At 55.3% G+C, this 24,363-nt stretch carries 22 protein-coding genes, 6 tRNA genes and 3 rRNA genes; 8 read left to right on the top strand and 23 right to left on the bottom strand.

Annotated elements, in window-relative coordinates; translation table 11 throughout:
- Positions 1 to 40: 40 nt before the first annotated feature.
- From rplL to tyrS, 20 genes are all read right to left on the bottom strand, one after another.
- Positions 41 to 406 carry a 50S ribosomal protein L7/L12 gene (gene rplL, locus J3P92_RS03175; RefSeq protein ID WP_007970414.1) on the bottom strand — a complete coding sequence of 122 codons (366 nt, stop codon included), beginning with the start codon at positions 404 to 406 and terminating at the stop codon, positions 41 to 43.
- A 78-nt stretch (positions 407 to 484) separates the two neighbouring features.
- On the bottom strand, positions 485 to 985 hold the full coding sequence (gene rplJ, locus J3P92_RS03170; RefSeq protein WP_003206099.1) for a 50S ribosomal protein L10: 501 nt from the start codon (positions 983 to 985) through the stop codon (positions 485 to 487).
- A 197-nt stretch (positions 986 to 1,182) separates the two neighbouring features.
- Complete coding sequence (gene rplA, locus J3P92_RS03165; protein WP_030138521.1) at positions 1,183 to 1,878, bottom strand: 50S ribosomal protein L1; 696 nt, start codon at positions 1,876 to 1,878, stop codon at positions 1,183 to 1,185.
- Complete coding sequence (gene rplK / locus J3P92_RS03160; protein ID WP_003176435.1) at positions 1,878 to 2,309, bottom strand: 50S ribosomal protein L11; 432 nt, start codon at positions 2,307 to 2,309, stop codon at positions 1,878 to 1,880. The genes rplA and rplK overlap by 1 nt, the downstream gene beginning before the upstream one ends.
- A 117-nt stretch (positions 2,310 to 2,426) precedes the next feature.
- On the bottom strand, positions 2,427 to 2,960 hold the full coding sequence (nusG, locus tag J3P92_RS03155; RefSeq protein ID WP_010443972.1) for a transcription termination/antitermination protein NusG: 534 nt from the start codon (positions 2,958 to 2,960) through the stop codon (positions 2,427 to 2,429).
- Positions 2,961 to 2,969: 9 nt separating this feature from the next.
- Positions 2,970 to 3,338: a preprotein translocase subunit SecE gene (gene secE / locus J3P92_RS03150; protein WP_024776457.1), complete on the bottom strand. Its 369-nt coding sequence runs from the start codon at positions 3,336 to 3,338 to the stop codon at positions 2,970 to 2,972.
- 45 nt (positions 3,339 to 3,383) lie between these two features.
- A tRNA-Trp gene (locus tag J3P92_RS03145) sits at positions 3,384 to 3,459 on the bottom strand.
- Between the two features lie 53 nt (positions 3,460 to 3,512).
- A complete protein-coding gene (tuf, locus tag J3P92_RS03140; protein WP_339481469.1) occupies positions 3,513 to 4,706 on the bottom strand; it encodes an elongation factor Tu in 1,194 nt (397 codons plus the stop codon).
- 84 nt (positions 4,707 to 4,790) lie between these two features.
- Positions 4,791 to 4,866, bottom strand: a tRNA-Thr gene (locus J3P92_RS03135).
- A gap of 26 nt (positions 4,867 to 4,892) precedes the next feature.
- A tRNA-Gly gene (locus J3P92_RS03130) sits at positions 4,893 to 4,966 on the bottom strand.
- 24 nt (positions 4,967 to 4,990) lie between these two features.
- Positions 4,991 to 5,075 (bottom strand) — tRNA-Tyr (locus J3P92_RS03125).
- 142 nt (positions 5,076 to 5,217) lie between these two features.
- Positions 5,218 to 5,673: a hypothetical protein gene (locus tag J3P92_RS03120; protein ID WP_434562040.1), complete on the bottom strand. Its 456-nt coding sequence runs from the start codon at positions 5,671 to 5,673 to the stop codon at positions 5,218 to 5,220.
- Positions 5,674 to 5,680: 7 nt separating this feature from the next.
- Positions 5,681 to 6,430 (bottom strand): pantothenate kinase, encoded by a 750-nt coding sequence (locus J3P92_RS03115; RefSeq protein ID WP_434649888.1) that lies wholly within the window; start codon positions 6,428 to 6,430, stop codon positions 5,681 to 5,683.
- On the bottom strand, positions 6,420 to 7,376 hold the full coding sequence (birA, locus tag J3P92_RS03110) for a bifunctional biotin--[acetyl-CoA-carboxylase] ligase/biotin operon repressor BirA (RefSeq protein WP_434649887.1): 957 nt from the start codon (positions 7,374 to 7,376) through the stop codon (positions 6,420 to 6,422). Before birA ends, J3P92_RS03115 begins: the two co-directional genes overlap by 11 nt.
- 134 nt (positions 7,377 to 7,510) lie before the next feature.
- A 5S ribosomal RNA gene (gene rrf, locus J3P92_RS03105) occupies positions 7,511 to 7,626 on the bottom strand.
- A gap of 154 nt (positions 7,627 to 7,780) precedes the next feature.
- A 23S ribosomal RNA gene (locus J3P92_RS03100) occupies positions 7,781 to 10,672 on the bottom strand.
- A 250-nt stretch (positions 10,673 to 10,922) separates the two neighbouring features.
- Positions 10,923 to 10,998 (bottom strand) — tRNA-Ala (locus J3P92_RS03095).
- A 27-nt stretch (positions 10,999 to 11,025) separates the two neighbouring features.
- Positions 11,026 to 11,102: transfer RNA gene (locus tag J3P92_RS03090), tRNA-Ile, on the bottom strand.
- Positions 11,103 to 11,167: 65 nt separating this feature from the next.
- A 16S ribosomal RNA gene (locus J3P92_RS03085) occupies positions 11,168 to 12,706 on the bottom strand.
- Together the 16S, 23S and 5S rRNA genes with 2 tRNA genes alongside form the textbook arrangement of a ribosomal RNA operon.
- 561 nt (positions 12,707 to 13,267) lie before the next feature.
- The gene (gene tyrS / locus J3P92_RS03080; protein WP_434649886.1) at positions 13,268 to 14,467 is read right to left on the bottom strand and encodes a tyrosine--tRNA ligase; all 1,200 of its coding nucleotides are present in this window, start codon (positions 14,465 to 14,467) and stop codon (positions 13,268 to 13,270) included.
- 212 nt (positions 14,468 to 14,679) lie between these two features.
- Between tyrS and J3P92_RS03075 the strand changes: the two genes are divergently transcribed.
- Both J3P92_RS03075 and J3P92_RS03070 read left to right on the top strand, forming a co-directional pair.
- Positions 14,680 to 16,086, top strand: a complete 1,407-nt coding sequence (locus J3P92_RS03075) for a peptidoglycan DD-metalloendopeptidase family protein (protein ID WP_434649885.1) — start codon at positions 14,680 to 14,682, stop codon at positions 16,084 to 16,086.
- Positions 16,087 to 16,089: 3 nt separating this feature from the next.
- Positions 16,090 to 17,181 (top strand): anhydro-N-acetylmuramic acid kinase, encoded by a 1,092-nt coding sequence (locus J3P92_RS03070; RefSeq protein WP_434649884.1) that lies wholly within the window; start codon positions 16,090 to 16,092, stop codon positions 17,179 to 17,181.
- A gap of 66 nt (positions 17,182 to 17,247) precedes the next feature.
- Here the strand turns inward: J3P92_RS03070 and erpA are convergent, their stop codons facing one another.
- Together erpA and argC are read right to left on the bottom strand one after the other, a co-directional pair.
- Positions 17,248 to 17,598 carry an iron-sulfur cluster insertion protein ErpA gene (gene erpA / locus J3P92_RS03065; protein ID WP_420764845.1) on the bottom strand — a complete coding sequence of 117 codons (351 nt, stop codon included), beginning with the start codon at positions 17,596 to 17,598 and terminating at the stop codon, positions 17,248 to 17,250.
- 146 nt (positions 17,599 to 17,744) lie between these two features.
- Positions 17,745 to 18,779, bottom strand: coding sequence for an N-acetyl-gamma-glutamyl-phosphate reductase (argC, locus tag J3P92_RS03060; protein WP_420764846.1), 1,035 nt, complete (start codon positions 18,777 to 18,779; stop codon positions 17,745 to 17,747).
- A 134-nt stretch (positions 18,780 to 18,913) separates the two neighbouring features.
- On the opposite strand from argC, the gene hemJ reads away from it, so the two are divergent.
- The 6 genes from hemJ to coq7 all read left to right on the top strand — a co-directional run bounded on the left by hemJ (position 18,914) and on the right by coq7 (position 23,341).
- Positions 18,914 to 19,345 carry a protoporphyrinogen oxidase HemJ gene (hemJ, locus tag J3P92_RS03055; RefSeq protein WP_434562028.1) on the top strand — a complete coding sequence of 144 codons (432 nt, stop codon included), beginning with the start codon at positions 18,914 to 18,916 and terminating at the stop codon, positions 19,343 to 19,345.
- A gap of 32 nt (positions 19,346 to 19,377) precedes the next feature.
- Positions 19,378 to 20,346, top strand: a complete 969-nt coding sequence (locus tag J3P92_RS03050) for an NAD(P)H-dependent flavin oxidoreductase (protein ID WP_434649883.1) — start codon at positions 19,378 to 19,380, stop codon at positions 20,344 to 20,346.
- Between the two features lie 42 nt (positions 20,347 to 20,388).
- On the top strand, positions 20,389 to 21,348 hold the full coding sequence (locus tag J3P92_RS03045; protein ID WP_420764849.1) for a DUF805 domain-containing protein: 960 nt from the start codon (positions 20,389 to 20,391) through the stop codon (positions 21,346 to 21,348).
- A 62-nt stretch (positions 21,349 to 21,410) separates the two neighbouring features.
- Positions 21,411 to 22,199: an SDR family NAD(P)-dependent oxidoreductase gene (locus tag J3P92_RS03040; RefSeq protein ID WP_420764850.1), complete on the top strand. Its 789-nt coding sequence runs from the start codon at positions 21,411 to 21,413 to the stop codon at positions 22,197 to 22,199.
- A gap of 81 nt (positions 22,200 to 22,280) precedes the next feature.
- On the top strand, positions 22,281 to 22,619 hold the full coding sequence (locus J3P92_RS03035; RefSeq protein ID WP_305498431.1) for a histidine triad nucleotide-binding protein: 339 nt from the start codon (positions 22,281 to 22,283) through the stop codon (positions 22,617 to 22,619).
- Between the two features lie 74 nt (positions 22,620 to 22,693).
- On the top strand, positions 22,694 to 23,341 hold the full coding sequence (gene coq7, locus J3P92_RS03030) for a 2-polyprenyl-3-methyl-6-methoxy-1,4-benzoquinone monooxygenase (protein ID WP_420764852.1): 648 nt from the start codon (positions 22,694 to 22,696) through the stop codon (positions 23,339 to 23,341).
- Positions 23,342 to 23,423: 82 nt separating this feature from the next.
- On the opposite strand, the gene speD is transcribed toward coq7, so the two are convergent.
- Positions 23,424 to 24,218, bottom strand: a complete 795-nt coding sequence (gene speD / locus J3P92_RS03025; RefSeq protein ID WP_039590886.1) for an adenosylmethionine decarboxylase — start codon at positions 24,216 to 24,218, stop codon at positions 23,424 to 23,426.
- Between the last annotated feature and the right edge of the window lie 145 nt (positions 24,219 to 24,363).

Here is a 24,363-nt window from a genome sequence, read left to right as displayed (position 1 = left end):
CTGTCGCTTAACGCTCGGGCTGGAGACGCAAAGTCGATGCTTACTTCAGCTCGACTTTAGCGCCTGCTTCTTCCAGTGCTGCTTTGGCTTTGTCAGCTGCGTCTTTGGCAACAGCTTCCAGAACCATGGCAGGAGCGCCGTCAACTACAGCCTTGGCTTCTTTCAGGCCCAGACCGGTCAGTTCACGTACTGCCTTGATCACGTTTACTTTCTTCTCGCCAGCTTCGGTCAGCATGACGTTGAATTCGGTTTGCTCTTCAGCAACGGCAGCGGCAACAGCTGGACCAGCGGAAGCAGCAGCAGCGGTAACACCGAATTTTTCTTCGAAAGCTTTGATCAGCTCAACAACTTCCATTACGGACATGTTGCCAACGGCTTCGAGGATATCGTTTTGAGAGATAGACATGACTCTAAATTCCTGGATTGGGGGACGGCCTACGCGACCATCGAAATAAACAAAAAACGCGAAAAGGAGTGTCGAGCCTTAGGCTGCGGCAGCTTCTTTCTGGTCGCGCAGTGCCGCCAGAGTACGAGCCAACTTGCTGGTAGCGCCTTGAATCACGCTCATCAGCTGGGAGATTGCTTCGTCACGGGTCGGCAGAGTTGCCAGTACGTCGATCTGGTTAGCTGCGAGGAACTTGCCCTCGAACGCAGCTGCCTTAATCTCGAACTTGTCCTGACCTTTGGCGAATTCCTTGAACAAACGGGCAGCAGCGCCAGGATGTTGGGTGGAGAACGCGATCAAGGTCGGGCCGGTGAACACGTCGTTGAGGACACTGTATTCAGTGTCAGCAACAGCGCGCTTGAGCAGGGTGTTACGTACTACACGTACGTAAACGCCAGCTTCACGAGCCTCTTTACGGAGTCCGGTCATAGCGCCTACTGTTACGCCACGGGCATCAGCCACGACAGCGGACAGAGCAGCTTTGGCAGCCTCGTTGACTTCAGCGACGATGGCCTTCTTGTCTTCGAGTTTAATTGCCACGGGTTTAACTCCTGCTTGTTACCGTTTCATCCGATCGAAACCGAATGTCGTTTTGGTGTCTGATTCGGTAAGGAACCGGGAGCACCATCTGCGTAGGCTTGTGGTTTAAGACTTTCGTCGCCTACGGTCTTGGACAGCCCCCGCCAGGCAGGGACCCCAATATTTGATTGGCGCAATCGCTTGCGCCAACCTTTGTCTTACGCGTCGAGCGAGCTCTGATCGATGATCAGACCTGGGCCCATAGTGGTGCTCAGGGTAACGCGCTTGACGTAGATACCTTTCGAAGAAGCTGGCTTGATGCGCTTCAGATCAGCGATCAGAGCTTCAACGTTTTCCTTCAGCTTGACGGCGTCGAAGCCGATTTTGCCAACGGAAGTGTGAATGATGCCGTTCTTGTCGGTGCGATAACGAACCTGACCGGCCTTGGCGTTTTTAACCGCGGTGGCTACGTCTGGGGTTACGGTGCCGACTTTAGGGTTAGGCATCAGACCACGTGGACCGAGGATCTGACCCAACTGGCCTACAACGCGCATGGCATCCGGGGATGCGATCACGACGTCATAGTTCAGGTCGCCGCCTTTCATTTCAGCAGCCAGATCGTCCATGCCTACGCGATCAGCACCAGCGGCCAGAGCAGCTTCAGCTGCTGGGCCCTGGGTGAACACGGCAACACGAACAGTCTTGCCAGTGCCGTGTGGCAGCACGGTAGCGCTACGTACGACCTGGTCGGATTTACGTGGGTCAACGCCCAGGTTAACAGCAACGTCGAACGACTCGCTGAACTTGACAGTCGACAGCTCGGCCAGCAGAGCGGCGGCGTCTACAAAGTTGTAGGCCTTGCCTGCTTCGATTTTGCCGGCGATAGCCTTTTGACGCTTGGTCAGCTTAGCCATTACACACCCTCCACGTTAAGGCCCATGCTACGAGCAGAACCGGCGATAGTACGCACGGCTGCATCCATATCAGCTGCAGTCAGATCCGCGTTTTTGGTTTTCGCGATTTCTTCCAGCTGAGCACGGGTAACGGTGCCAACCTTAACGGTGTTTGGACGAGCGGAACCGCTGGTCAAACCTGCAGCCTTCTTCAGCAGAACCGAAGCAGGGGTGCTTTTTGTTTCGAAAGTGAAGCTGCGGTCGCTGTAGACAGTGATGATCACTGGAGTCGGCAGACCTGGCTCAAGACCCTGAGTACGGGCGTTGAAAGCCTTGCAGAATTCCATGATGTTCACGCCGTGCTGACCCAGTGCAGGACCAACAGGTGGGCTTGGGTTAGCCTGAGCGGCCTTCACTTGCAGCTTGATGTAAGCGGTAATCTTCTTGGCCATGAGGCACTCCAATTACGGGTTCGAACGCCTCGAAAGGCTCCCCGGTTGCTTGCGCGTTTATCCCAGTGACGACAAAACCCCACAGCCTTGGGCTGCGGGGTTGGGATGCCTGTCCAATCAGACCTTTTCGACCTGACTGAACTCCAACTCTACCGGAGTAGAGCGACCGAAAATGAGCACCGCGACCTGAATCCGGCTCTTTTCGTAGTTAACCTCTTCAACCGTGCCATTGAAGTCAGCGAATGGACCGTCAGTGACGCGTACAACCTCACCTGGCTCAAACAATGTCTTCGGCTTCGGCTTGTCGCTACCATCAGCGACACGACGCAGAATCGCTTCCGCCTCTTTATCTGTGATCGGCGCCGGCTTGTCGGCGGTACCGCCAATAAAGCCCATCACCCGAGGGGTATCCTTGACCAAGTGCCAAGTCCCTTCGTTCATATCCATCTGTACCAGCACATAGCCTGGAAAGAACTTACGTTCACTTTTGCGCTTCTGGCCATTACGCATTTCAACCACTTCTTCAGTGGGAACCAGAATCTCGCCAAAGCCATCTTCCATGCCTGCCAGCTTCACACGCTCTATCAACGAGCGCATAACATGCTTCTCGTAACCCGAGTAAGCATGCACAACGTACCAACGCTTAGCCACGGGACACCCTTAGCCAACAATCAAGGAAACAAGCCAACCGAGCAGGGAATCGAGCCCCCACAGCAGCAACGCCATCACCAAAACAACAGCCACAACGATCAACGTGGTCTGCGTGGTTTCCTGGCGAGTCGGCCATACGACTTTACGAATCTCGGTGCGAGCTTCCTTAGCGAGTACAAAGAAAGACTTGCCCTTGGCTGTCTGCAGGCCTACAAAGGCAGCTACAGCAGCAATGGCAAGCAATGCAAGTACACGGTACAGGATCGGCGAAGCAGAAAAATACTGATTGCCAACAACGCCAACAACCACCAAAGCGACTACCACTAGCCACTTGAGCAGATCGAAGCGAGAGCCTTGAGCTTCAGCTTTAGGAGTCATCTATGAAGATCCTGTGAAAAGAAAGCCAGACACACCGAGTGAATCTGGCAGGTCAGGAGGGAATCGAACCCCCAACCTACGGTTTTGGAGACCGTCGCTCTGCCAATTGAGCTACTGACCTAAAACAAAATCAGGCCGACCATTATGCCGGCCCGAAAAAGACATTACAACTATTTACTCGATGACTTTGGCTACGACGCCGGCGCCGACGGTACGACCGCCTTCACGGATAGCGAAACGCAGGCCGTCTTCCATCGCGATGGTCTTGATCAGAGTGACAGTCATCTGAATGTTGTCACCTGGCATTACCATTTCAACGCCTTCTGGCAGCTCGCAGTTACCAGTCACGTCAGTTGTACGGAAGTAGAACTGTGGACGGTAGCCTTTGAAGAACGGAGTGTGACGACCGCCTTCTTCCTTGCTCAGAACGTAGACTTCTGCGGTGAACTTGGTGTGCGGCTTGACAGTGCCTGGCTTGACCAGAACCTGGCCACGCTCAACGTCGTCACGCTTGGTGCCGCGCAGCAGTACGCCGCAGTTCTCGCCAGCACGACCTTCGTCGAGCAGCTTGCGGAACATTTCAACGCCGGTGCAGGTAGTTTTCTGAGTGTCGCGCAGACCGACGATCTCAACTTCTTCCTGGATACGGACGATGCCACGCTCAACACGACCAGTCACAACAGTACCGCGACCGGAGATCGAGAATACGTCTTCGATTGGCATCAGGAACGGCTTGTCGATAGCACGCTCTGGCTCTGGGATGTAGCTGTCCAGAGTTTCCACCAGCTTCTTGACAGCAGTGGTGCCCATTTCGTTGTCGTCTTGGCCGTTCAGAGCCATCAGAGCCGAACCGATGATGATCGGAGTGTCATCACCTGGGAAGTCATAAGTGCTCAGCAGGTCGCGCACTTCCATCTCAACCAGTTCCAGCAGCTCAGCGTCGTCAACCATGTCAGCCTTGTTCAGGAAGACAACGATGTACGGAACGCCTACCTGACGGGACAGCAGGATGTGCTCACGGGTTTGTGGCATCGGACCATCAGCAGCCGAGCAAACCAGGATCGCGCCGTCCATCTGGGCAGCACCGGTGATCATGTTTTTTACGTAGTCGGCGTGACCTGGGCAGTCAACGTGTGCGTAGTGACGCACGGACGAATCGTATTCAACGTGAGCGGTGTTGATGGTGATACCGCGAGCTTTCTCTTCCGGGGCGCTGTCGATCTTGTCGAAGTCAACCTTGGCCGAACCGAAAACCTCGGAGCAGACACGGGTCAGAGCAGCGGTCAGCGTGGTTTTACCGTGGTCGACGTGACCGATGGTACCAACGTTGACGTGCGGCTTATTACGTTCGAACTTTTCCTTAGCCATCGAAATCACCCCTAGGAGAAGAATTTAGCAAGTCACACGAGCCATTAAAACAAAGGCAGATATTTTCATATCTGCCTTGTAATATGGAGCTCTTGAGCGGATTTGAACCGCTGACCTCACCCTTACCAAGGGTGTGCTCTACCAACTGAGCTACAAGAGCAAAACATTTTGCACAACCTGCAAACTTGGAGCGGGTAGCGGGAATCGAACCCGCATCATCAGCTTGGAAGGCTGAGGTTCTACCACTAAACTATACCCGCGGAGCTTGCAGCTCACGCTAAAACTGGTGGAGGGGGAAGGATTCGAACCTTCGAAGTCGTAGACGTCAGATTTACAGTCTGATCCCTTTGGCCGCTCGGGAACCCCTCCTAAGCGAGCCGGCATTCTATATCATGCCAGCCTTCTGTCAAGCATTTTCTCATTAAAAACCTGAGGTTAGCTGCGTTGACATCGCTCCGCACTGATAACCGTTAAAGGCCTTCACTGCGAAGCGGGCGCCATTCTATGCAAACTACCCAGCAGGCGCAACCCCTTCGCATGGCATTATTTTATGTTTTAACTCATTGAATTCTTTAGAAAGGTTTTGAACCAACCCTTCATTAACCTTTCCTGCGCTTTCAGGAACAACCTGGACCCAAAATCCTCCGCCCTCAGGCGCACCTTCGGAGCTCAGCACAGATGTACGCCCCATCACGCCCAAGGAAACCAATCGCTGCTCCAGCTGCCTGGCCAGCTCAGCACGAGCAAAACCGCCTAGATAATTACAATTCTTGCGCACCTCTCCGGACTTGCCGAAATCACGCCTGACAAGCGAATCCGCCGTTTCACTCAGAAGATGAATATCCTGCTGCGAGCCGCGATACAAGCTCAGTGGCGTTACATCCTTGGCCCGCAGCGGGGCCTCCTGCTGATGCCAGACATAGTAGAAGCCATTCAGAACCAGTAACAACAGAAACAGCCACCGCATAGAAACCTCAAGACAAAGGACAAGCCATCGCCAAGCCAACAAAAACCAGGTCAGGCGCAACCTTGGCTTGCGGTACAACCCCAACAACCAGATTGGCGTCCCCTCCCGTTAAAAACACCTCGAAATCCTGCCCCCAGTATTGCCGCGCCAATTCAAGCTGGGTCAGGACGAAACCTCTGAGCATCAGCATACAACCGCGCTCAACCGCCTCGACCGTCGCCCTTCCCGGAGCAAGAGTCTCGTGCGCTCGCTCAGCAGCAGTGTCATCGTAGCGAATTCGCCGAGTATGGGTACGCAACTGGTTGCGCATCAAAGGCATGCCCGGACAAATGAACCCCCCTAGATGCTCACCGTCCGCCGCCACGAAGTCGGCTGTAACGGCCGTGCCAAAATCGAGCACCAGGCAAGCGCCGGAAGCGAGATGGAAACCGCCAAGCAAGGCAAGCCAACGATCAAGACCTAACCGATCGTACTCTTCGTAACCATTTGTCACGCCCGCCATTTCTCGAGCCGGTACGGCACGTACCACGGACACCCCGAAGGTCTGTGTCAAGGAAGCGACCAACGTGTCAGTTTCCTCGGGCGTCCTGACGCTGACCAGACGGCATTTCTTTAGCTGAAACTTCTGGGCATCGCTCAGGCTGGCGAGCAGATCATCATCGGAACCGACCACACCACCTTCAACAGGCGTAACACCGTCGGAGCAAAGAACCCGCCATTTGATAAAACTGTTGCCGCAATCGAGCTCAAGAATCATCACGCAACCTCAAACTGAGCTCACCGCCGCTAAAGCTCTTTTCCACACCATCCACCTTCAAACGCAGCGCTCCCTGGTGGTCAATGCCCATCACTACGCCGTCAATCTGGTTCACACCCGCAATTAGCGAAACGGCACGGCCCTGCCATAAATGATAGTTTTCCCACTCCAGCTGGATCGCCGCAAACCCCGACGCATGATGCAACTCGAGGTACTGTTGAAGCTTCGCGCTCATATGGACCACAAGATCGTTACGATCAAATACACGGCCTGCCTCTAGGCTCATGGACGTCCACTGCTGATCAACCTCGTCAGTTGATTGCATATTCACGTTGACCCCGACACCCAGGACGACATGACAGACGTCCGCCGGATCACCCACTAATTCGAGCAAGATACCGGCAATTTTTTTGTTGCCCACCAACACATCGTTGGGCCATTTCAACCCAGCCTCAGCGATTCCAAAATCACGAAGCGCATGCATGACAGCGAGCCCAACGACGAGACTCAGCCCTTCGATTTGCCGCATACCGCCATCAATGCGCAAGACCAGACTGTAATAAAGATTGGCAGCGAACGGACTGACCCACTTACGGCCACGACGACCGCGCCCAGCGAGCTGCCGCTCAGCCAAGACCAAGAATGGCGCATCCACTCCGCGCTCTATGGAACGCAACGCTTCGGCATTAGTAGAGTCGATGGAGTCATGGATATAGATAGGCCACTCAAGACCTTCTTTCGCGCAGATTTTCGCAGCATCCAAAAGTGACAGCGGCCTAGCCAACTGATACCCCTTGCCTCTAACTTTATGAACAGACAATCCCAACTCGGCCTCCAGATGCTGCAATTGCTTCCAGACAGCACTGCGACTGATGCCCAGCCCGGCACCTAGTGCCTGGCCTGAATGGAAACGACCATCCTTCAGAAGTTTTAACAACGTGAGCATACGAACCGCGCCTGATTACCGAGGCCAGCATGATAGCCATGCACAGGACTGTTGCATAGAAACTCGAAACGGCTTTACCAAGCGCAAAAACAAAACCCCTACCTGCATTAGCAGATAGGGGTTTCGGAATTTAATCTTGACGATGACCTACTCTCACATGGGGAAACCCCACACTACCATCGGCGATGCATCGTTTCACTTCTGAGTTCGGGATGGGATCAGGTGGTTCCAATGCTCTATGGTCGTCAAGAAATTCGGTAGCCAGCGCGTGCCTTACGGTCACGTTCCAGCGAATGGGTATGTGATAGCGTGTTGCTTGTGAGTATCTCGAACTTTCGGTTCGTTTCGTCTTCACAACACCGCAATCTGGCCTCTTTCGAGTCTACAAATTGCTTGGGTGTTATATGGTCAAGCCTCACGGGCAATTAGTACAGGTTAGCTCAACGCCTCACAGCGCTTACACACCCTGCCTATCAACGTCGTAGTCTTCGACGGCCCTTCAGGGAGCTCAAGGCTCCAGTGAGATCTCATCTTGAGGCAAGTTTCCCGCTTAGATGCTTTCAGCGGTTATCTTTTCCGAACATAGCTACCCGGCAATGCCACTGGCGTGACAACCGGAACACCAGAGGTTCGTCCACTCCGGTCCTCTCGTACTAGGAGCAGCCCCTCTCAAATCTCAAACGTCCACGGCAGATAGGGACCGAACTGTCTCACGACGTTCTAAACCCAGCTCGCGTACCACTTTAAATGGCGAACAGCCATACCCTTGGGACCGGCTTCAGCCCCAGGATGTGATGAGCCGACATCGAGGTGCCAAACACCGCCGTCGATATGAACTCTTGGGCGGTATCAGCCTGTTATCCCCGGAGTACCTTTTATCCGTTGAGCGATGGCCCTTCCATACAGAACCACCGGATCACTAAGACCTACTTTCGTACCTGCTCGACGTGTCTGTCTCGCAGTCAAGCGCGCTTTTGCCTTTATACTCTACGACCGATTTCCGACCGGTCTGAGCGCACCTTCGTACTCCTCCGTTACTCTTTAGGAGGAGACCGCCCCAGTCAAACTACCCACCATACACTGTCCTCGATCCGGATAACGGACCTGAGTTAGAACCTCAAAGTTGCCAGGGTGGTATTTCAAGGATGGCTCCACGCAGACTGGCGTCCACGCTTCAAAGCCTCCCACCTATCCTACACAAGCAAATTCAAAGTCCAGTGCAAAGCTATAGTAAAGGTTCACGGGGTCTTTCCGTCTAGCCGCGGATACACTGCATCTTCACAGCGATTTCAATTTCACTGAGTCTCGGGTGGAGACAGCGCCGCCATCGTTACGCCATTCGTGCAGGTCGGAACTTACCCGACAAGGAATTTCGCTACCTTAGGACCGTTATAGTTACGGCCGCCGTTTACCGGGGCTTCGATCAAGAGCTTCGCGTTAGCTAACCCCATCAATTAACCTTCCGGCACCGGGCAGGCGTCACACCCTATACGTCCACTTTCGTGTTTGCAGAGTGCTGTGTTTTTAATAAACAGTCGCAGCGGCCTGGTATCTTCGACCGGCGTGGGCTTACGCAGCAAGTGCTTCACCCTCACCGGCGCACCTTCTCCCGAAGTTACGGTGCCATTTTGCCTAGTTCCTTCACCCGAGTTCTCTCAAGCGCCTTGGTATTCTCTACCCAACCACCTGTGTCGGTTTGGGGTACGGTTCCTGGTTACCTGAAGCTTAGAAGCTTTTCTTGGAAGCATGGCATCAACCACTTCGTCACCCAAAGGGTAACTCGTCATCAGCTCTCGGCCTTGAGATCCCGGATTTACCTAAGATCTCAGCCTACCACCTTAAACTTGGACAACCAACGCCAAGCTGGCCTAGCCTTCTCCGTCCCTCCATCGCAATAACCAGAAGTACAGGAATATTAACCTGTTTTCCATCGACTACGCTTTTCAGCCTCGCCTTAGGGACCGACTAACCCTGCGTCGATTAACGTTGCGCAGGAAACCTTGGTCTTTCGGCGTGGGTGTTTTTCACACCCATTGTCGTTACTCATGTCAGCATTCGCACTTCTGATACCTCCAGCAAGCTTCTCAACTCACCTTCACAGGCTTACAGAACGCTCCTCTACCGCATCACTTACGTGATACCCGTAGCTTCGGTGTATGGTTTGAGCCCCGTTACATCTTCCGCGCAGGCCGACTCGACTAGTGAGCTATTACGCTTTCTTTAAAGGGTGGCTGCTTCTAAGCCAACCTCCTAGCTGTCTAAGCCTTCCCACATCGTTTCCCACTTAACCATAACTTTGGGACCTTAGCTGACGGTCTGGGTTGTTTCCCTTTTCACGACGGACGTTAGCACCCGCCGTGTGTCTCCCATGCTCGGCACTTGTAGGTATTCGGAGTTTGCATCGGTTTGGTAAGTCGGGATGACCCCCTAGCCGAAACAGTGCTCTACCCCCTACAGTGATACATGAGGCGCTACCTAAATAGCTTTCGAGGAGAACCAGCTATCTCCGAGCTTGATTAGCCTTTCACTCCGATCCACAGGTCATCCGCTAACTTTTCAACGGTAGTCGGTTCGGTCCTCCAGTCAGTGTTACCTAACCTTCAACCTGCCCATGGATAGATCGCCCGGTTTCGGGTCTATTCCCAGCGACTAGACGCCCTATTAAGACTCGCTTTCGCTACGCCTCCCCTATTCGGTTAAGCTCGCCACTGAAAATAAGTCGCTGACCCATTATACAAAAGGTACGCAGTCACCCAACAAAGTGGGCTCCCACTGCTTGTACGCATACGGTTTCAGGATCTATTTCACTCCCCTCTCCGGGGTTCTTTTCGCCTTTCCCTCACGGTACTAGTTCACTATCGGTCAGTCAGTAGTATTTAGCCTTGGAGGATGGTCCCCCCATATTCAGACAAAGTTTCTCGTGCTCCGTCCTACTCGATTTCACTTCTAAGATCCTTTCGCGTACAGGGCTATCACCCGCTATGGCCGCACTTTCCAGAGCGTTCCGCTAAAATCAAAGAAGCTTAAGGGCTAGTCCCCGTTCGCTCGCCACTACTAAGGGAATCTCGGTTGATTTCTTTTCCTCAGGGTACTTAGATGTTTCAGTTCCCCTGGTTCGCTTCTTGCACCTATGTATTCAGTACAAGATAACCATCTTATGATGGCTGGGTTCCCCCATTCAGACATCTCCGGATCACAGTCTGTTTGCCGACTCCCCGAAGCTTTTCGCAGGCTACCACGTCTTTCATCGCCTCTGACTGCCAAGGCATCCACCGTATGCGCTTCTTCACTTGACCATATAACCCCAAGCAATCTGGTTATACTGTGAAGACGACATTCGCCGAAAATTCGATCTGGCTCTAAGAGCCACTCACAAATTTTACCTTAGCCTGATCCGTTACCAGTGAAAGTAACGTTCAGTCTATCTTTCTATCACATACCCAAATTTTTAAAGAACGATCTAATCAAAAGACTAGAAATCAACATTCATCATCCCGCGGATGGAATGCTCATTTCTAAGCTTTAAACGTTGGAACCAATCTGTAATGGTGGAGCCAAGCGGGATCGAACCGCTGACCTCCTGCGTGCAAGGCAGGCGCTCTCCCAGCTGAGCTATGGCCCCGTATCGCTACAGGGTACACCATGAAATTGGTGGGTCTGGGCAGATTCGAACTGCCGACCTCACCCTTATCAGGGGTGCGCTCTAACCAACTGAGCTACAGACCCAATCGTCTTCTTCAATGAATCAAGCAATTCGTGTGGGAGCTCATGGAGCCGCTGCTGTCGTCGATTAAGGAGGTGATCCAGCCGCAGGTTCCCCTACGGCTACCTTGTTACGACTTCACCCCAGTCATGAATCACACCGTGGTAACCGTCCCCCCGAAGGTTAGACTAGCTACTTCTGGTGCAACCCACTCCCATGGTGTGACGGGCGGTGTGTACAAGGCCCGGGAACGTATTCACCGCGACATTCTGATTCGCGATTACTAGCGATTCCGACTTCACGCAGTCGAGTTGCAGACTGCGATCCGGACTACGATCGGTTTTGTGGGATTAGCTCCACCTCGCGGCTTGGCAACCCTCTGTACCGACCATTGTAGCACGTGTGTAGCCCAGGCCGTAAGGGCCATGATGACTTGACGTCATCCCCACCTTCCTCCGGTTTGTCACCGGCAGTCTCCTTAGAGTGCCCACCATAACGTGCTGGTAACTAAGGACAAGGGTTGCGCTCGTTACGGGACTTAACCCAACATCTCACGACACGAGCTGACGACAGCCATGCAGCACCTGTCTCAATGCTCCCGAAGGCACCAATCCATCTCTGGAAAGTTCATTGGATGTCAAGGCCTGGTAAGGTTCTTCGCGTTGCTTCGAATTAAACCACATGCTCCACCGCTTGTGCGGGCCCCCGTCAATTCATTTGAGTTTTAACCTTGCGGCCGTACTCCCCAGGCGGTCAACTTAATGCGTTAGCTGCGCCACTAAGAGCTCAAGGCTCCCAACGGCTAGTTGACATCGTTTACGGCGTGGACTACCAGGGTATCTAATCCTGTTTGCTCCCCACGCTTTCGCACCTCAGTGTCAGTATCAGTCCAGGTGGTCGCCTTCGCCACTGGTGTTCCTTCCTATATCTACGCATTTCACCGCTACACAGGAAATTCCACCACCCTCTACCATACTCTAGCTCGACAGTTTTGAATGCAGTTCCCAGGTTGAGCCCGGGGATTTCACATCCAACTTAACGAACCACCTACGCGCGCTTTACGCCCAGTAATTCCGATTAACGCTTGCACCCTCTGTATTACCGCGGCTGCTGGCACAGAGTTAGCCGGTGCTTATTCTGTCGGTAACGTCAAAACACTAACGTATTAGGTTAATGCCCTTCCTCCCAACTTAAAGTGCTTTACAATCCGAAGACCTTCTTCACACACGCGGCATGGCTGGATCAGGCTTTCGCCCATTGTCCAATATTCCCCACTGCTGCCTCCCGTAGGAGTCTGGACCGTGTCTCAGTTCCAGTGTGACTGATCATCCTCTCAGACCAGTTACGGATCGTCGCCTTGGTGAGCCATTACCTCACCAACTAGCTAATCCGACCTAGGCTCATCTGATAGCGCAAGGCCCGAAGGTCCCCTGCTTTCTCCCGTAGGACGTATGCGGTATTAGCGTCCGTTTCCGAGCGTTATCCCCCACTACCAGGCAGATTCCTAGGCATTACTCACCCGTCCGCCGCTCGCCACCAGGTACAAGTACCCGTGCTGCCGCTCGACTTGCATGTGTTAGGCCTGCCGCCAGCGTTCAATCTGAGCCATGATCAAACTCTTCAGTTCAAACATCTTTGGGTTTTGAGAAAACCCTAAACTTGGCTCAGCAATCGTTGGTTACATCTTTGATTTCTCGCGGAGTAACTTGTGATGCTGATAATCTGTTGACTAGCAGTCTGATTCCACAAGCACCCACACGAATTGCTTGATTCAGTTGTTAAAGAGCGGTGGGTTGAGCCTTTCGTCTCAACCGAGGCGCGCATTCTACAGCGCCCCGTTTATCTGTCAAGCGGTTATTTTAAGAAGCTTTCAAAGTTTCGCTTGGAAATCCTTAACAACTTCAACCACTTGCGCTTTCGATCTCTCGTTAGCGGGAGGCGAATTCTACAGCGTTGCTCGCTGCTGTCAACACCTCTTTTTTACCGCTTTCGACCGAGAAGATCGAACCGTTGATAGTGCCCAACAAACCGGCCTACCCACTCCTTCCACGCCTCGATGAACTGAAGCGAAGCACTTACCGAAACTTGGTTAACTCATTGAAACTCAAGGAGTTTTCCGTTTCGACTGCGCCGGAAGTGGGGCGAATTATAGACATCCAGAATTTGCCGTCAACCGTTATTTTCAGCTTTACGCAGATTTCAGCGTAATACGTGCGAAAGCCTTCTTGCCGGCCTGGCACACACGGGTAGAACCCAGCTTATATATGTAGGTGCGATCCACCACCTCACCATCTATACGCACACCTCCCGAACCCAGGAGGTCCCGCGCCATTGCGGCATTCTTGACCAAACCTGCCTTATTAAGCACCGCAGCGATCGGCATATCCTCAGCGGCGATCAACTCGACCTCAGGCAAATCATCCGGCAACTCACCATCTTTCATGCGATTACCTGCTGCACGATGAGCATTGGCCGCAGCCTCCTCACCATGGAAACGCGCAACGATTTCCTCGGCCAACTTGATCTTGATGTCACGCGGATTCGCCCCAGCCTCCACATCCGCACGGAACCCATTGATCTCGTCCATGGACCGGAAACTCAACAGCTCGAAATAACGCCACATCAGAACATCAGGAATAGAGACCAATTTGCCATACATGACGCCTGGCGCTTCCTGGATGCCTACGTAGTTGCCCAGGGACTTGGACATCTTCTTCACGCCATCGAGCCCTTCCAGCAGAGGCATGGTCAGGATGCACTGAGCCTCCTGGCCATAACCGCGCTGCAGCTCACGCCCCATCAACAGGTTGAACTTCTGGTCGGTTCCGCCAAGCTCAACGTCCGCGCGCAACGCGACCGAGTCATAACCCTGCACGAGCGGGTAGAGAAACTCATGAATGGCGATCGGCTGGTTGGTTGTGTAGCGCTTGTCGAAATCATCACGCTCGAGCATGCGGGCGACAGTGTATTGGGACGTCAGGCGAATGAAATCAGCCGGCCCCATCTGATCCATCCACGTAGAGTTGAAAGCCACTTCAGTCTTGGCGGGGTCAAGAATCTTGAAAACCTGAGTCTTGTAGGTTTCCGCGTTGTCGAGAACCTGCTCACGGGTCAACGGTGGGCGTGTCGCGCTCTTCCCGCTCGGATCACCGATCATCCCGGTGAAGTCACCTATAAGAAAGATGACCTGGTGCCCAAGGTCCTGGAACTGGCGCAGCTTATTGATAAGCACGGTATGGCCAAGGTGCAGGTCAGGCGCCGTCGGATCGAAACCAGCCTTGATGCGCAGCGGCTGCCCGCGCTTGAGCTTTTCGATCAGCTCGGACTCGACCAACAGTTCTTCCGCACCACGTTTGATCAGCGCTAGCTGCTCTTCAACCGACTTCATAACAGACCCGTAAGGCTCAGATTCAAAGGGCCCCAACCATACAAGATCGCGCACCAAATACAAGGTTTGCCGGGCATGAGGAAGCCCATCCAACAGAACAGAAGGCTCGCGGGCTTGCTTCGCAGGGGTTTTGGTTATATTTTATACAGTTATTTCATCTTCATCATGTCATTCATCTTTTCCAATTCATTTTTTAAAAGTCAAAATTACTTATGACCTCAGAACCGTCTAAAGCGCCGCCGCTTTACCCGAAGACCCACCTGCTTGCTGCAAGTGGCATCGCAGCCCTCCTTAGCCTGGCGCTCCTGGTGTTTCCCTCCAGCGATGTTGAAGCCAAAAAGACGACTTTGAGTCTCGAACTGGAAAGCCCTGCTGAACAACTGACACAAGAACAAGACGCCGCCGAAGCCGTTCAGGCCACAAACGAAGCGGCCGCCTCTCCTTTTGCGCAGATTGAAAACAGCCCGGAAGATACTGCCCAGGCTGCAGCACCTGTCGCAGAAGAACAGAAAGGACCGGACCATCGCGAAGTGATCGTTGCGAAAGGCGACACGCTCTCTACCCTTTTTGAAAAGGTCGGCCTGCCCCCGACTGCCGTCCATGAAATCCTGGCCAGCGACAAGCAAGCCAAACAATTCGCCCAACTGCAACGCGGCCAGAAGCTGGAATTCGAAATCGATCCAGAAGGCCAACTGACCAACCTGCACACCAAGCTGAGCGATCTGGAAACCATCACCCTGACCAAGAACGACAAGGGTTATGTGTTCAACCGCGTCACCGCCAAACCTACCGTTCGCTCAGCCTACGTTCATGGCGTCATCAACAGTTCGTTGTCTCAGTCGGCAGCGCGCGCCGGCCTTTCCCATAGTCTGACCATGGACATGGCCAATGTGTTTGGCTACGACATCGACTTTGCCCAGGACATTCGCCAGGGTGACGAATTTGACGTCATCTATGAACAGAAGATGGTTAATGGGAAGAGCGTCGGCAACGGCCCGATTCTTTCCGCGCGCTTCACCAACCGTGGAAAAACCTACACCGCGGTGCGCTACACCAACAAACAAGGCAATAGCAGTTACTACACCGCTGACGGCAACAGCATGCGCAAGGCATTCATCCGCACACCGGTTGATTTCGCCCGCATCAGCTCGAAGTTTTCCGCCGGTCGCAAGCATCCGATCCTGAACAAGATCCGCGCCCACAAAGGTGTCGATTACGCCGCTCCTCGCGGTACGCCAATCAAGGCTGCCGGTGATGGCAAGGTACTGCTGGCCGGACGTCGCGGCGGGTATGGCAATACGGTGATCATCCAGCACGGCAATACCTATCGCACGCTGTACGGTCACATGCAGGGCTTTGCCAAAGGCGTGAAAACGGGCGGCACCGTCAAGCAAGGCCAAGTCATCGGCTATATTGGCACCACCGGCCTGTCCACCGGTCCGCACTTGCATTATGAGTTCCAGGTCAACGGCGTCCACGTCGACCCGCTTGGCCAGAAACTGCCGATGGCCGATCCGATTGCCAAGGCCGAGCGCACGCGCTTCCTGGCTCAGAGCCAACCCTTGATGGCTCGCATGGATCAAGAGAAAGCCACGATGCTAGCCTCGAGCAAGCGCTAAGTCATGGCGCGTTATATCGGTGTGATGTCCGGGACCAGCCTGGATGGCTTGGATATCGCACTGGTCGAACTGGACCCGGCGATCAAATTGATCGCCACCCATTACATCCCCATGCCCACCGCCCTGCGCACCGAGCTGCTCGAATTGTGCACCAGCGGGCCCGACGAGATTGCTCGCTCGGCGATTGCCCAGCAAAACTGGGTAAAGCTGGCCGCACAGGGCATACACGCCTTACTCAACGAACAGAAACTCAAGCCGGCGGACATCACGGCAATTGGCAGCCATGGCCAGACCATTCGCCATGAGCCGGCCCGTGGATTTACCGTGCAGATCGGCAATCCAGCATTGCTGACTGAGTTGACCGGCATCACCGTCGTTAGCGATTTCCGCAGCCGTGATGTGGCTGCTGGCGGACAAGGCGCCCCACTCGTTCCTGCGTTTCACGAGGCGCTGTTTGAAGAGCGAGTCGGAAATCGCGCCGTTCTGAACGTCGGCGGCTTCAGCAATCTCAGCCTGATAGAGCCCGCGAAACCCGTAGCCGGTTTCGACTGCGGTCCGGGGAACGTATTGCTCGATGCCTGGATACTTCAACAACGAGGCGAGCACTTCGATCGCGATGGCCAATGGGCCGCCAGCGGGAAAGTCGAACCAGTCCTGCTGAAGACTCTGCTCAGCGACCCGTTCTTCGTCACCAAGGGGCCGAAAAGCACCGGGCGTGAAGTCTTCAACTTGCCTTGGCTGACCCGGCATCTGTCGCAGCTGCCAGGCATCGCCCCGCAAGACGTACAGGCCACGCTGCTCGAACTCACTGCCCTGACGATTGTTGAATCACTGCAACATGCCCAGTCAAATACCCAAGAATTGTTGGTCTGCGGCGGCGGCGCGCACAACCACACGCTCATGGAGCGCCTGGCTGACTTGCTGCCGCATGCTACCGTCAACAGTACTGCAGTTTACGGCGTTGATCCGGATTGGGTCGAAGCCATGGCCTTCGCCTGGCTTGCCCATTGCTGCCTTGGCGGTATTCCAGGCAATCGCCCAAGCGTCACAGGCGCCCGCGGCCTGCGCGTTCTCGGCGCTATCTACCCGGCCTGAGGTCAAAATTGCAGGCAACAAAAAACCGCAGTGCCGTAAGGCACCCGCGGTTTTTTTATGAAGCTATCAGATCGAGAATGAAGAGCCGCAGCCACAAGTAGTGGTAGCGTTTGGATTCTTGATCACGAAACGCGACCCTTCCAGGCCCTCCTGGTAATCCACCTCGGCCCCGGCCAGATACTGGAAGCTCATCGGATCGACCACCAGGCTCACGCCTTCGCGCTCGACAATGGTGTCATCCTCAGCCACTTCTTCGTCAAAAGTGAAGCCGTACTGGAAACCTGAACAACCGCCGCCCGTTACAAATACGCGCAGCTTCAAACGATCATTGCCCTCTTCATCGACCAGGCTCTTCACCTTGTGCGCGGCACCTTGGGTGAATTGCAAAGCCGTGGGGGTGAAGGTTTCGACGCTCATGCTGAATATCTCCCGGCGCTTACGCCGCCATAATGCGTGATGGCGGGCATTATCCGCTTCTCCTACAAAATTGGTCAACTATTAGAAAAGCAACGGCAGCTACAAGCCCGAGCCTATAGCTGCCGCGGTGAAGCTTGCAGTTGCGGTTACGGCAACATCCCTGCGTGGGACAGGCCCAGACGTTCATCCAGGCCGAACAGGATGTTCAGGTTCTGCACTGCCTGGCCGGACGCACCCTTGACCAAGTTGTCGATGACCGACAATACCACTACCAGGTCGCCATCCTGCGGACGGTGCACGGCAATCCGGCAAACGTTCGCACCACGCACGCTGCGGGTCTCAGGGTGGCTGCCGGCGGGCATTACGTCGACAAACGGCTCATTGGCGTAACGCTTTTCAAACAACGCCTGCAGGTCCACCGAACGGTCGACGACGGTCGCATACAGGGTGGAATGGATACCACGTATCATCGGTGTCAGGTGCGGCACGAAGGTCAGGCCGACATCCTTGCCCGCTGCCCGGCGCAACCCTTGGCGAATCTCCGGCAGGTGGCGGTGCCCCTTCACCGCGTAGGCCTTCATGCTTTCCGACGTTTCGGAATACAGCGAACCGACACTGGCGCCACGCCCGGCACCGCTGACACCGGACTTGCAGTCGGCAATCAGCCGCGAGGTATCTGCAAGGCCGGCTTCCAGCAGCGGCAGGAACCCCAGTTGCGTTGCAGTCGGGTAGCAACCAGGGACAGCGATCAGCCGTGCCTGCCTGATTTTCTCCCGATTGACTTCCGGCAGCCCATAGACCGCCTCGTCAAGCAGCTCCGGCGCGCCGTGAGGCTGGCCGTACCACTTGGCCCATTCGTCGGCGTCCTGCAGGCGAAAGTCCGCTGACAGATCGATGACCTTGGTTCCGGCGGCGAGCAATTCGCCTGCCAGCGCGTGAGCCACGCCGTGGGGGGTGGCGAAGAACACCACATCGCAGGCGCCAAGGGTCTTGATATCCGGAACACTGAATGCCAGGCCATCATAATGACCACGCAGGTTCGGATACAGGTCGGCGACGGCCAGGCCGGCCTCGGATCGGGAGGTGATGACCACTACCTCAACCTGCGGATGCTGTGCCAGCAGACGCAGCAGTTCGACACCGGTGTAACCCGTGCCGCCGACAATACCGACCTTGACCATAGACCTGCCCTCAACGAACCCACTGGAAAGCCGTCGATGATAGGGGGCACGCGTCGCCGCGACAACCGCCAAGGTGACGTGTGGCCGCTCTAACCTCTACTATCGGCCTACCGTGAATCTGGGAATAACCAAAAATGCTCTATCTGTGGCTCAAAGCACTTCACATCGTCAGCATGGTCTGCTGGTTTGCCGGCCTGTTCTATCTGCCTCGCCTGTTTGTCTATCACGCCCAAAGCGAAGACAGCGTCAGCAAGGAACGCTTCAGCATCATGGAACGCAAGTTGTATCGCGGCATCATGGGTCCGGCGATGATCGCTACCCTGGTGTTTGGCATCTGGCTGCTCAGCCTTAACGCCGGCGCCTACTTCACTCAAGGCGGCTGGATGCACGCCAAGCTCACCCTGGTGGTATTACTGATCGGTTATCACCACATGTGTGGAGCCCAGGTGAAGCGCTTCGCCCGTGGCGAAAACACCCGCAGCCATGTCTTTTATCGCTGGTTCAATGAAATACCGGTCGTGATATTGCTGGCTATCGTAATTCTCGTCGTGGTCCGGCCGTTCTGATTTCAAACGCACACTGACCCGGGGTACCTCCAATGTCACTGCCCGCCTTGCTTGAACAACGTCTGCGGCTGCCCGTCGTGGCAGCACCCATGTTTCTCATTTCCAACCCCCAATTGGTGCTGGCCTGCTGTCGCAACGGTGTAGTCGGCAGCTTTCCGGCCTTGAACCAACGCGAGAGCAGCGGCTTCAAGGCGTGGTTGGAAGAAATCGAAGCGGGCTTGGCCAAGCTGGAAAAACCGGCCCCCTACGCGGTCAATCTGATCGTTCATAACAGTAATCCACGGCTTCAGGCCGACCTGGCGATCTGCATCGAACACAAGGTGCCGATCGTCATCACCAGCCTGGGCGCAGTGAAAGAACTGGTCGATGCGGTCCATGGCTATGGCGGACTGGTCTTCCACGATGTGACGACTCGCCGCCATGCCGAAAAAGCCGCCGAAGCAGGCGTCGACGGCCTGATTGCCGTCGCGGCCGGTGCGGGTGGGCATGCCGGGACCTGGAGCCCGTTCGCACTGGTTGCGGAAATCCGGCAATTCTTTGATAAAACCCTGCTACTCGCAGGATGCTTGAACCACGGTCATCAGATCCTGGCGGCTCAATTGCTCGGCGCGGATCTGGCCTACTTCGGAACGCGCTTTATCGGCACGATCGAAAGTCACGCGTCCGACGCTTATAAAGAGATGTTGCTCACATCCAGAGCCGCGGACATCGTGCATACTCCCGCTGTATCTGGAGTGCCGGCCAGTTTCATGCGCCAGAGCCTGGAAAGTGCTGGCTTCGACCTGGCCGCCCTGCAAGGCAAGGGTGCGTCGGGCTCCGATTCGAAACTCAAACCGCTCAATGATGAAGCCAAGGCCTGGAAAACCGTATGGTCCGCAGGTCAAGGCGTGGGCGAGATCGATGATTTGCCAAGCGTCGACCAACTGATCGCACGCCTGGATGAAGAATACCGCCAGGCGCAAGCGCGGGCGGCACAGCTTGGCGGCCAATGGCCCCGCTGAAACCAACCACAAATACAACTTGGAAAGACAAGGATGCCAGGCATGAGCGAAAACCGCTTCAACATTGTATTCGACGGGGCTTTGCTGCCTGGCGTCGATACAACTACCGCCAAGCTCAATCTCGCCGAACTGTTCAAAAGCGATGTCAGTGCCATAGAACGTCTGTTCAGCGGTCGCAAAGTGTCCCTGAAGCACAACCTCTCCCAGAATGAAGCGCAGCAGTATCTGGAAGCGCTCCATAAAACCGGGATCGATGCACGGATCGAAACGGAACCGTCCCTCCAACTGAACCTTGGCGAAGTGCAGGAATCGCCCCAGTCGAGTGCGCGTCATCCCGAGTCGGTCATCGACCCAGTCTCTCCCTACGCGCCTCCTCGGGCACAGGTAGGTGAAGCATTCGCCGAGTACGGCACGCTCAAGCCCTTCAGTTTCGAAGGCCGTATCGGGCGCCTGCGCTACCTGGCATGGACCATGGTTTTGACTCTGGCCGTCCTGCCGCTGGTCGGCCTGGGATTCTGGCTCGCCACGACCTGGCTCCTCGCTTCCGATTCGATAGCGGGGCTGATCGTCGGCGGCCTGGTCGCTGCCGTGGTTGTGCTGGCTTTTGCCTTCGTGAGTATCCAGTTCAACGTCCAGCGCCTGCATGACCTCGGCTGGTCAGGTTGGTTGTGGCTGATCAACCTCGTGCCTTTCGTGGGCAGTATTTTCCCGTTCATCCTCATCATCGCCCCGGGCAATACCGGCGCGAACCAATACGGCCCACCTCCGCCACGCAATACCACGGCAGTCAAAGTACTTGCGTCGCTCTGGCTGGTGATGATCGTGTTGATTTTCATGGCCACGTTTGCCGGCATCTTCGGAGCCCTCCAGGATTACGACAGCAGCGACGTAAGCAGCTATGAGAGCAGCGAATACAGCGACCAGAGCGCCGAAGAACCCGCCGTCGAGGCAGCCGAGCCCGCCTCGCCTTCTGTAGACTATCAAGAAGAAGAGGAACAATAAGCGTACTTCGTGCCGGTGACTGCCCCATCCACCGGCGCGAAGCCGTTGCGATGGAGAACCGCATGACCCGTTACGCTCTGATCACTGGCGCCTCCAGTGGTATCGGCCTGGCCATGGCCGAAGCACTGGCTCGGCGCGGGCGCAACCTGTTACTGGTAGCTCGACAGCGCGATCGGCTGGAAAGCATTGCGATCGAACTGACCCAACGATTTGGCGTGGAGGTTTTGTTTCGGGCCTGCGACCTGAGCGAGCCCCTGCGGCTTTCAGGTTTCCTGCTCGAGCTGGAGGAAGGTGAACGCCAGATCGACCTGCTGGTCAACTGCGCCGGTATCAGCACCTGCGGTCCGTTCCTGGGCCAGGACTGGATGACCGAGCAAGACCTGATCGAGGTGAACATCCTTGCCCTGACCCGCCTTTGTCATGCCGTAGGCAATAGCATGGCGTTGCACGGAGGCGGTCAGATTCTCAACGTTGCTTCTATCGCAGCGTTCCAGCCTGGCCCCTGGATGAGCACCTATCACGCCAGCAAAGCCTATGTATTGCACTTCTCCGAAGCCCTTCGAATAGAGCTGAAGAAATATGCAATCAACGTATCGGTACTTTGCCCAGGCCCCACCCAAACTGCCTTTTTTAGCAAGGCCCAGCCCGACGGGAAGACGCTGCGCAGCACTAGCAACTCGATGCCCCCTGAAGAGGTCGCGCTGTACGCCGTCCGTGCACTGGAAAGAAACCGGGCCATCATCATTCCTGGGCGCCGCAATCGCTGGATTGCCCTGCTGCCACGACTCGGGCCGCGCTGGCTGGTTCGAATCCTCGCCGGCAGATCCAACAGAGCCTGTTACGCACGTTGAAGCCCCTTCCCCTGAAAAACCCGGGCTCGATGACCGAGCCTTCAGTAAACTTGGCTCAAACAACTCAACGGAGAAACAGCTGTGGATACTCTGTTTACCAAGATCATCAACCGGGAAATCCCAGCCAGGATCATTTACGAGGATGATCAGGTCCTGGCCTTCCATGACATTGCCCCACAGGCTCCGGTGCACTTCCTGGTCATTCCGAAAAAGCCGATCCGAACCCTCAACGACCTGACCGAGGAAGACAAGGGACTGGCCGGGCACATCCTGTTCACCGCCCAGCGCCTGGCGCTCGAACTTGGCTGCGAGGAAGGCTTCCGCGTGGTGATGAACTGTAATGAACTTGGCGGGCAGACTGTCTATCACATCCATATGCACGTGCTGGGACAGCGCCAGATGAACTGGCCGCCGGGTTGATACCCTGACCCAACGCAAATCCTCAGCGGCCGATTGAGTTAGACTGGCCGCCGTGATTTTTTCCGGAGGTAAGCATGACTACCCAACGTCACTACTCGCCCATTGACCGTCTGTTGCTGCAGGCCGATACCGCGATGCGCACGCTGCTGCCTTTCAGTGGCCAACCGTACCGCCCATCACCGGCAATCGTGCAGCCGGAAGTGCAGATGAGCGATGAAGAGACTCGCCATGTCGCTGGGCTGATGCGCATCAACCACACCGGCGAAGTTTGCGCCCAGGCCCTATACCAGGGCCAGGCGCTGACGGCGAAACTGCCGCAGGTCCGGGAGGCGATGGAACAGGCCGCCGAGGAAGAAATCGATCACCTGGTCTGGTGCGAGCAACGTATCCACCAACTGGGAAGCCACACCAGCGTGCTGAATCCCTTGTTCTACGGCATGTCTTTCGGGATCGGCGCAGTCGCCGGGTTGATCAGCGACAAGGTCAGCCTCGGCTTCGTAGCGGCAACCGAACATCAAGTGTGCAAGCACCTGAACGAACATTTGCAGCAATTGCCGGCCGAGGACGAAAAGTCCAGGGCGATTCTCGAACAGATGCGCCAGGACGAAGAACATCATGCTGAAAGCGCGCTCGATGCAGGCGGCTTCCGATTCCCGGCCCCCGTCAAATTCGGCATGAGCTTGTTGGCCAAAGTGATGACCAAGAGCACCTATCGGATCTGACAGCGGACGCGGAACCAAACCTTCAAAAACAAAAAAGGCGACTGTCCATTCAGGGCAGTCGCCTTTTTTTTCAGCCGAAACCTTAGCGCGGCATGTTGCGCGCGTAGAAGATCTCCAGCATTTCGTGTTTCACGCGCTCTTCCACCTGGCCACGCTGTTCGATGGACAGGTTGCTGGTGGCGTCACCGAACAGGTAGTTGTCCAGTTCGAAGTCCTTGAGGAGCATTTTCGTGTGGAACAGGTTCTCCTGATACACGTTCACGTCGGTCATCTGGTACGCGTCGCGGGTGTCTTCGGAGAGGTAGTTCTGGATCGAGTTGATTTCATGATCGATGAAGTGCTTGTGCCCTTCCACGTCCCGGGTAAACCCACGCACACGATAATCCACCGTCACAATGTCGGAATCGAACTGGTGAATCAGGAAGTTGAGCGCCTTGAGCGGTGAAATGACGCCACAGGTCGACACATCAATGTCCACTCGGAACGTCGCGATACCGTCCACCGGATGAATTTCCGGGTAGGTGTGTACCGTGATGTGGCTCTTATCGAGGTGGGCCAGGATAATTTCAGGCAACGGGCCCGGCGACTCTTCGATCTGGCTGTCGGTCGGTGTCACCGGCTCTTCCGAGATCAGAATGGTCACGCTGGCGCCTTGGGGTTCATAGTCCTGACTGGCGATGTTCAGGATGTTGGCACCAATGATATCGACAACTTCCGTGAGGATCTGCGTGAGGCGCTTGGCGTTGTACTCTTTATTGATGTACTCGACGTAGGCCTGTTGGTCTTGCGGGGTTTCCGCATAGCAGATGTCATAGATGTTGAAGCTCAAGGTCTTTGTCAGGTTATTGAACCCATGGAGCTTGAGTTTGCTTTTCACCGTTTGAAAACTCTCTGTGTATTGCGGCCTGGCCGCGTGATCAAGCATGCCCGTCAGATGCGAACGACGCACCTGCGTAGGACGGTTAACACCTCTTCGCGATGGCGATTTTGGTTGTCTGTCCAGACAAGTGAGCGGCCGCTGG

This window comes from Pseudomonas sp. D3-27 (genome assembly GCF_051132165.1).
Classification (GTDB): Bacteria; Pseudomonadota; Gammaproteobacteria; order Pseudomonadales; family Pseudomonadaceae; genus Aquipseudomonas.
Note: the sequence above shows the minus strand (reverse complement) of the source record. Positions and strands in the feature narration are given on the sequence as shown.

What these genes read in the sequence shown, in the direction of transcription:
- argC (WP_420764846.1), bottom strand. Translation starts at nt 18,779, where the DNA reads ATGGTCAAGGTCGGTATTGTCGGCGGCACGGGTTACACCGGTGTCGAA.
- birA (WP_434649887.1), bottom strand. Translation starts at nt 7,376, where the DNA reads ATGCTCACGTTGTTAAAACTTCTGAAGGATGGTCGTTTCCATTCAGGC.
- tyrS (WP_434649886.1), bottom strand. Translation starts at nt 14,467, where the DNA reads ATGAAGTCGGTTGAAGAGCAGCTAGCGCTGATCAAACGTGGTGCGGAA.
- J3P92_RS03040 (WP_420764850.1), top strand. Translation starts at nt 21,411, where the DNA reads ATGACCCGTTACGCTCTGATCACTGGCGCCTCCAGTGGTATCGGCCTG.
- rplA (WP_030138521.1), bottom strand. Translation starts at nt 1,878, where the DNA reads ATGGCTAAGCTGACCAAGCGTCAAAAGGCTATCGCCGGCAAAATCGAA.
- J3P92_RS03070 (WP_434649884.1), top strand. Translation starts at nt 16,090, where the DNA reads ATGGCGCGTTATATCGGTGTGATGTCCGGGACCAGCCTGGATGGCTTG.
- J3P92_RS03075 (WP_434649885.1), top strand. Translation starts at nt 14,680, where the DNA reads ATGACCTCAGAACCGTCTAAAGCGCCGCCGCTTTACCCGAAGACCCAC.
- rplL (WP_007970414.1), bottom strand. Translation starts at nt 406, where the DNA reads ATGTCTATCTCTCAAAACGATATCCTCGAAGCCGTTGGCAACATGTCC.
- secE (WP_024776457.1), bottom strand. Translation starts at nt 3,338, where the DNA reads ATGACTCCTAAAGCTGAAGCTCAAGGCTCTCGCTTCGATCTGCTCAAG.
- rplK (WP_003176435.1), bottom strand. Translation starts at nt 2,309, where the DNA reads ATGGCCAAGAAGATTACCGCTTACATCAAGCTGCAAGTGAAGGCCGCT.
- J3P92_RS03050 (WP_434649883.1), top strand. Translation starts at nt 19,378, where the DNA reads ATGTCACTGCCCGCCTTGCTTGAACAACGTCTGCGGCTGCCCGTCGTG.
- erpA (WP_420764845.1), bottom strand. Translation starts at nt 17,598, where the DNA reads ATGAGCGTCGAAACCTTCACCCCCACGGCTTTGCAATTCACCCAAGGT.
- coq7 (WP_420764852.1), top strand. Translation starts at nt 22,694, where the DNA reads ATGACTACCCAACGTCACTACTCGCCCATTGACCGTCTGTTGCTGCAG.
- hemJ (WP_434562028.1), top strand. Translation starts at nt 18,914, where the DNA reads ATGCTCTATCTGTGGCTCAAAGCACTTCACATCGTCAGCATGGTCTGC.
- J3P92_RS03045 (WP_420764849.1), top strand. Translation starts at nt 20,389, where the DNA reads ATGAGCGAAAACCGCTTCAACATTGTATTCGACGGGGCTTTGCTGCCT.
- tuf (WP_339481469.1), bottom strand. Translation starts at nt 4,706, where the DNA reads ATGGCTAAGGAAAAGTTCGAACGTAATAAGCCGCACGTCAACGTTGGT.
- J3P92_RS03120 (WP_434562040.1), bottom strand. Translation starts at nt 5,673, where the DNA reads ATGCGGTGGCTGTTTCTGTTGTTACTGGTTCTGAATGGCTTCTACTAT.
- J3P92_RS03115 (WP_434649888.1), bottom strand. Translation starts at nt 6,430, where the DNA reads ATGATTCTTGAGCTCGATTGCGGCAACAGTTTTATCAAATGGCGGGTT.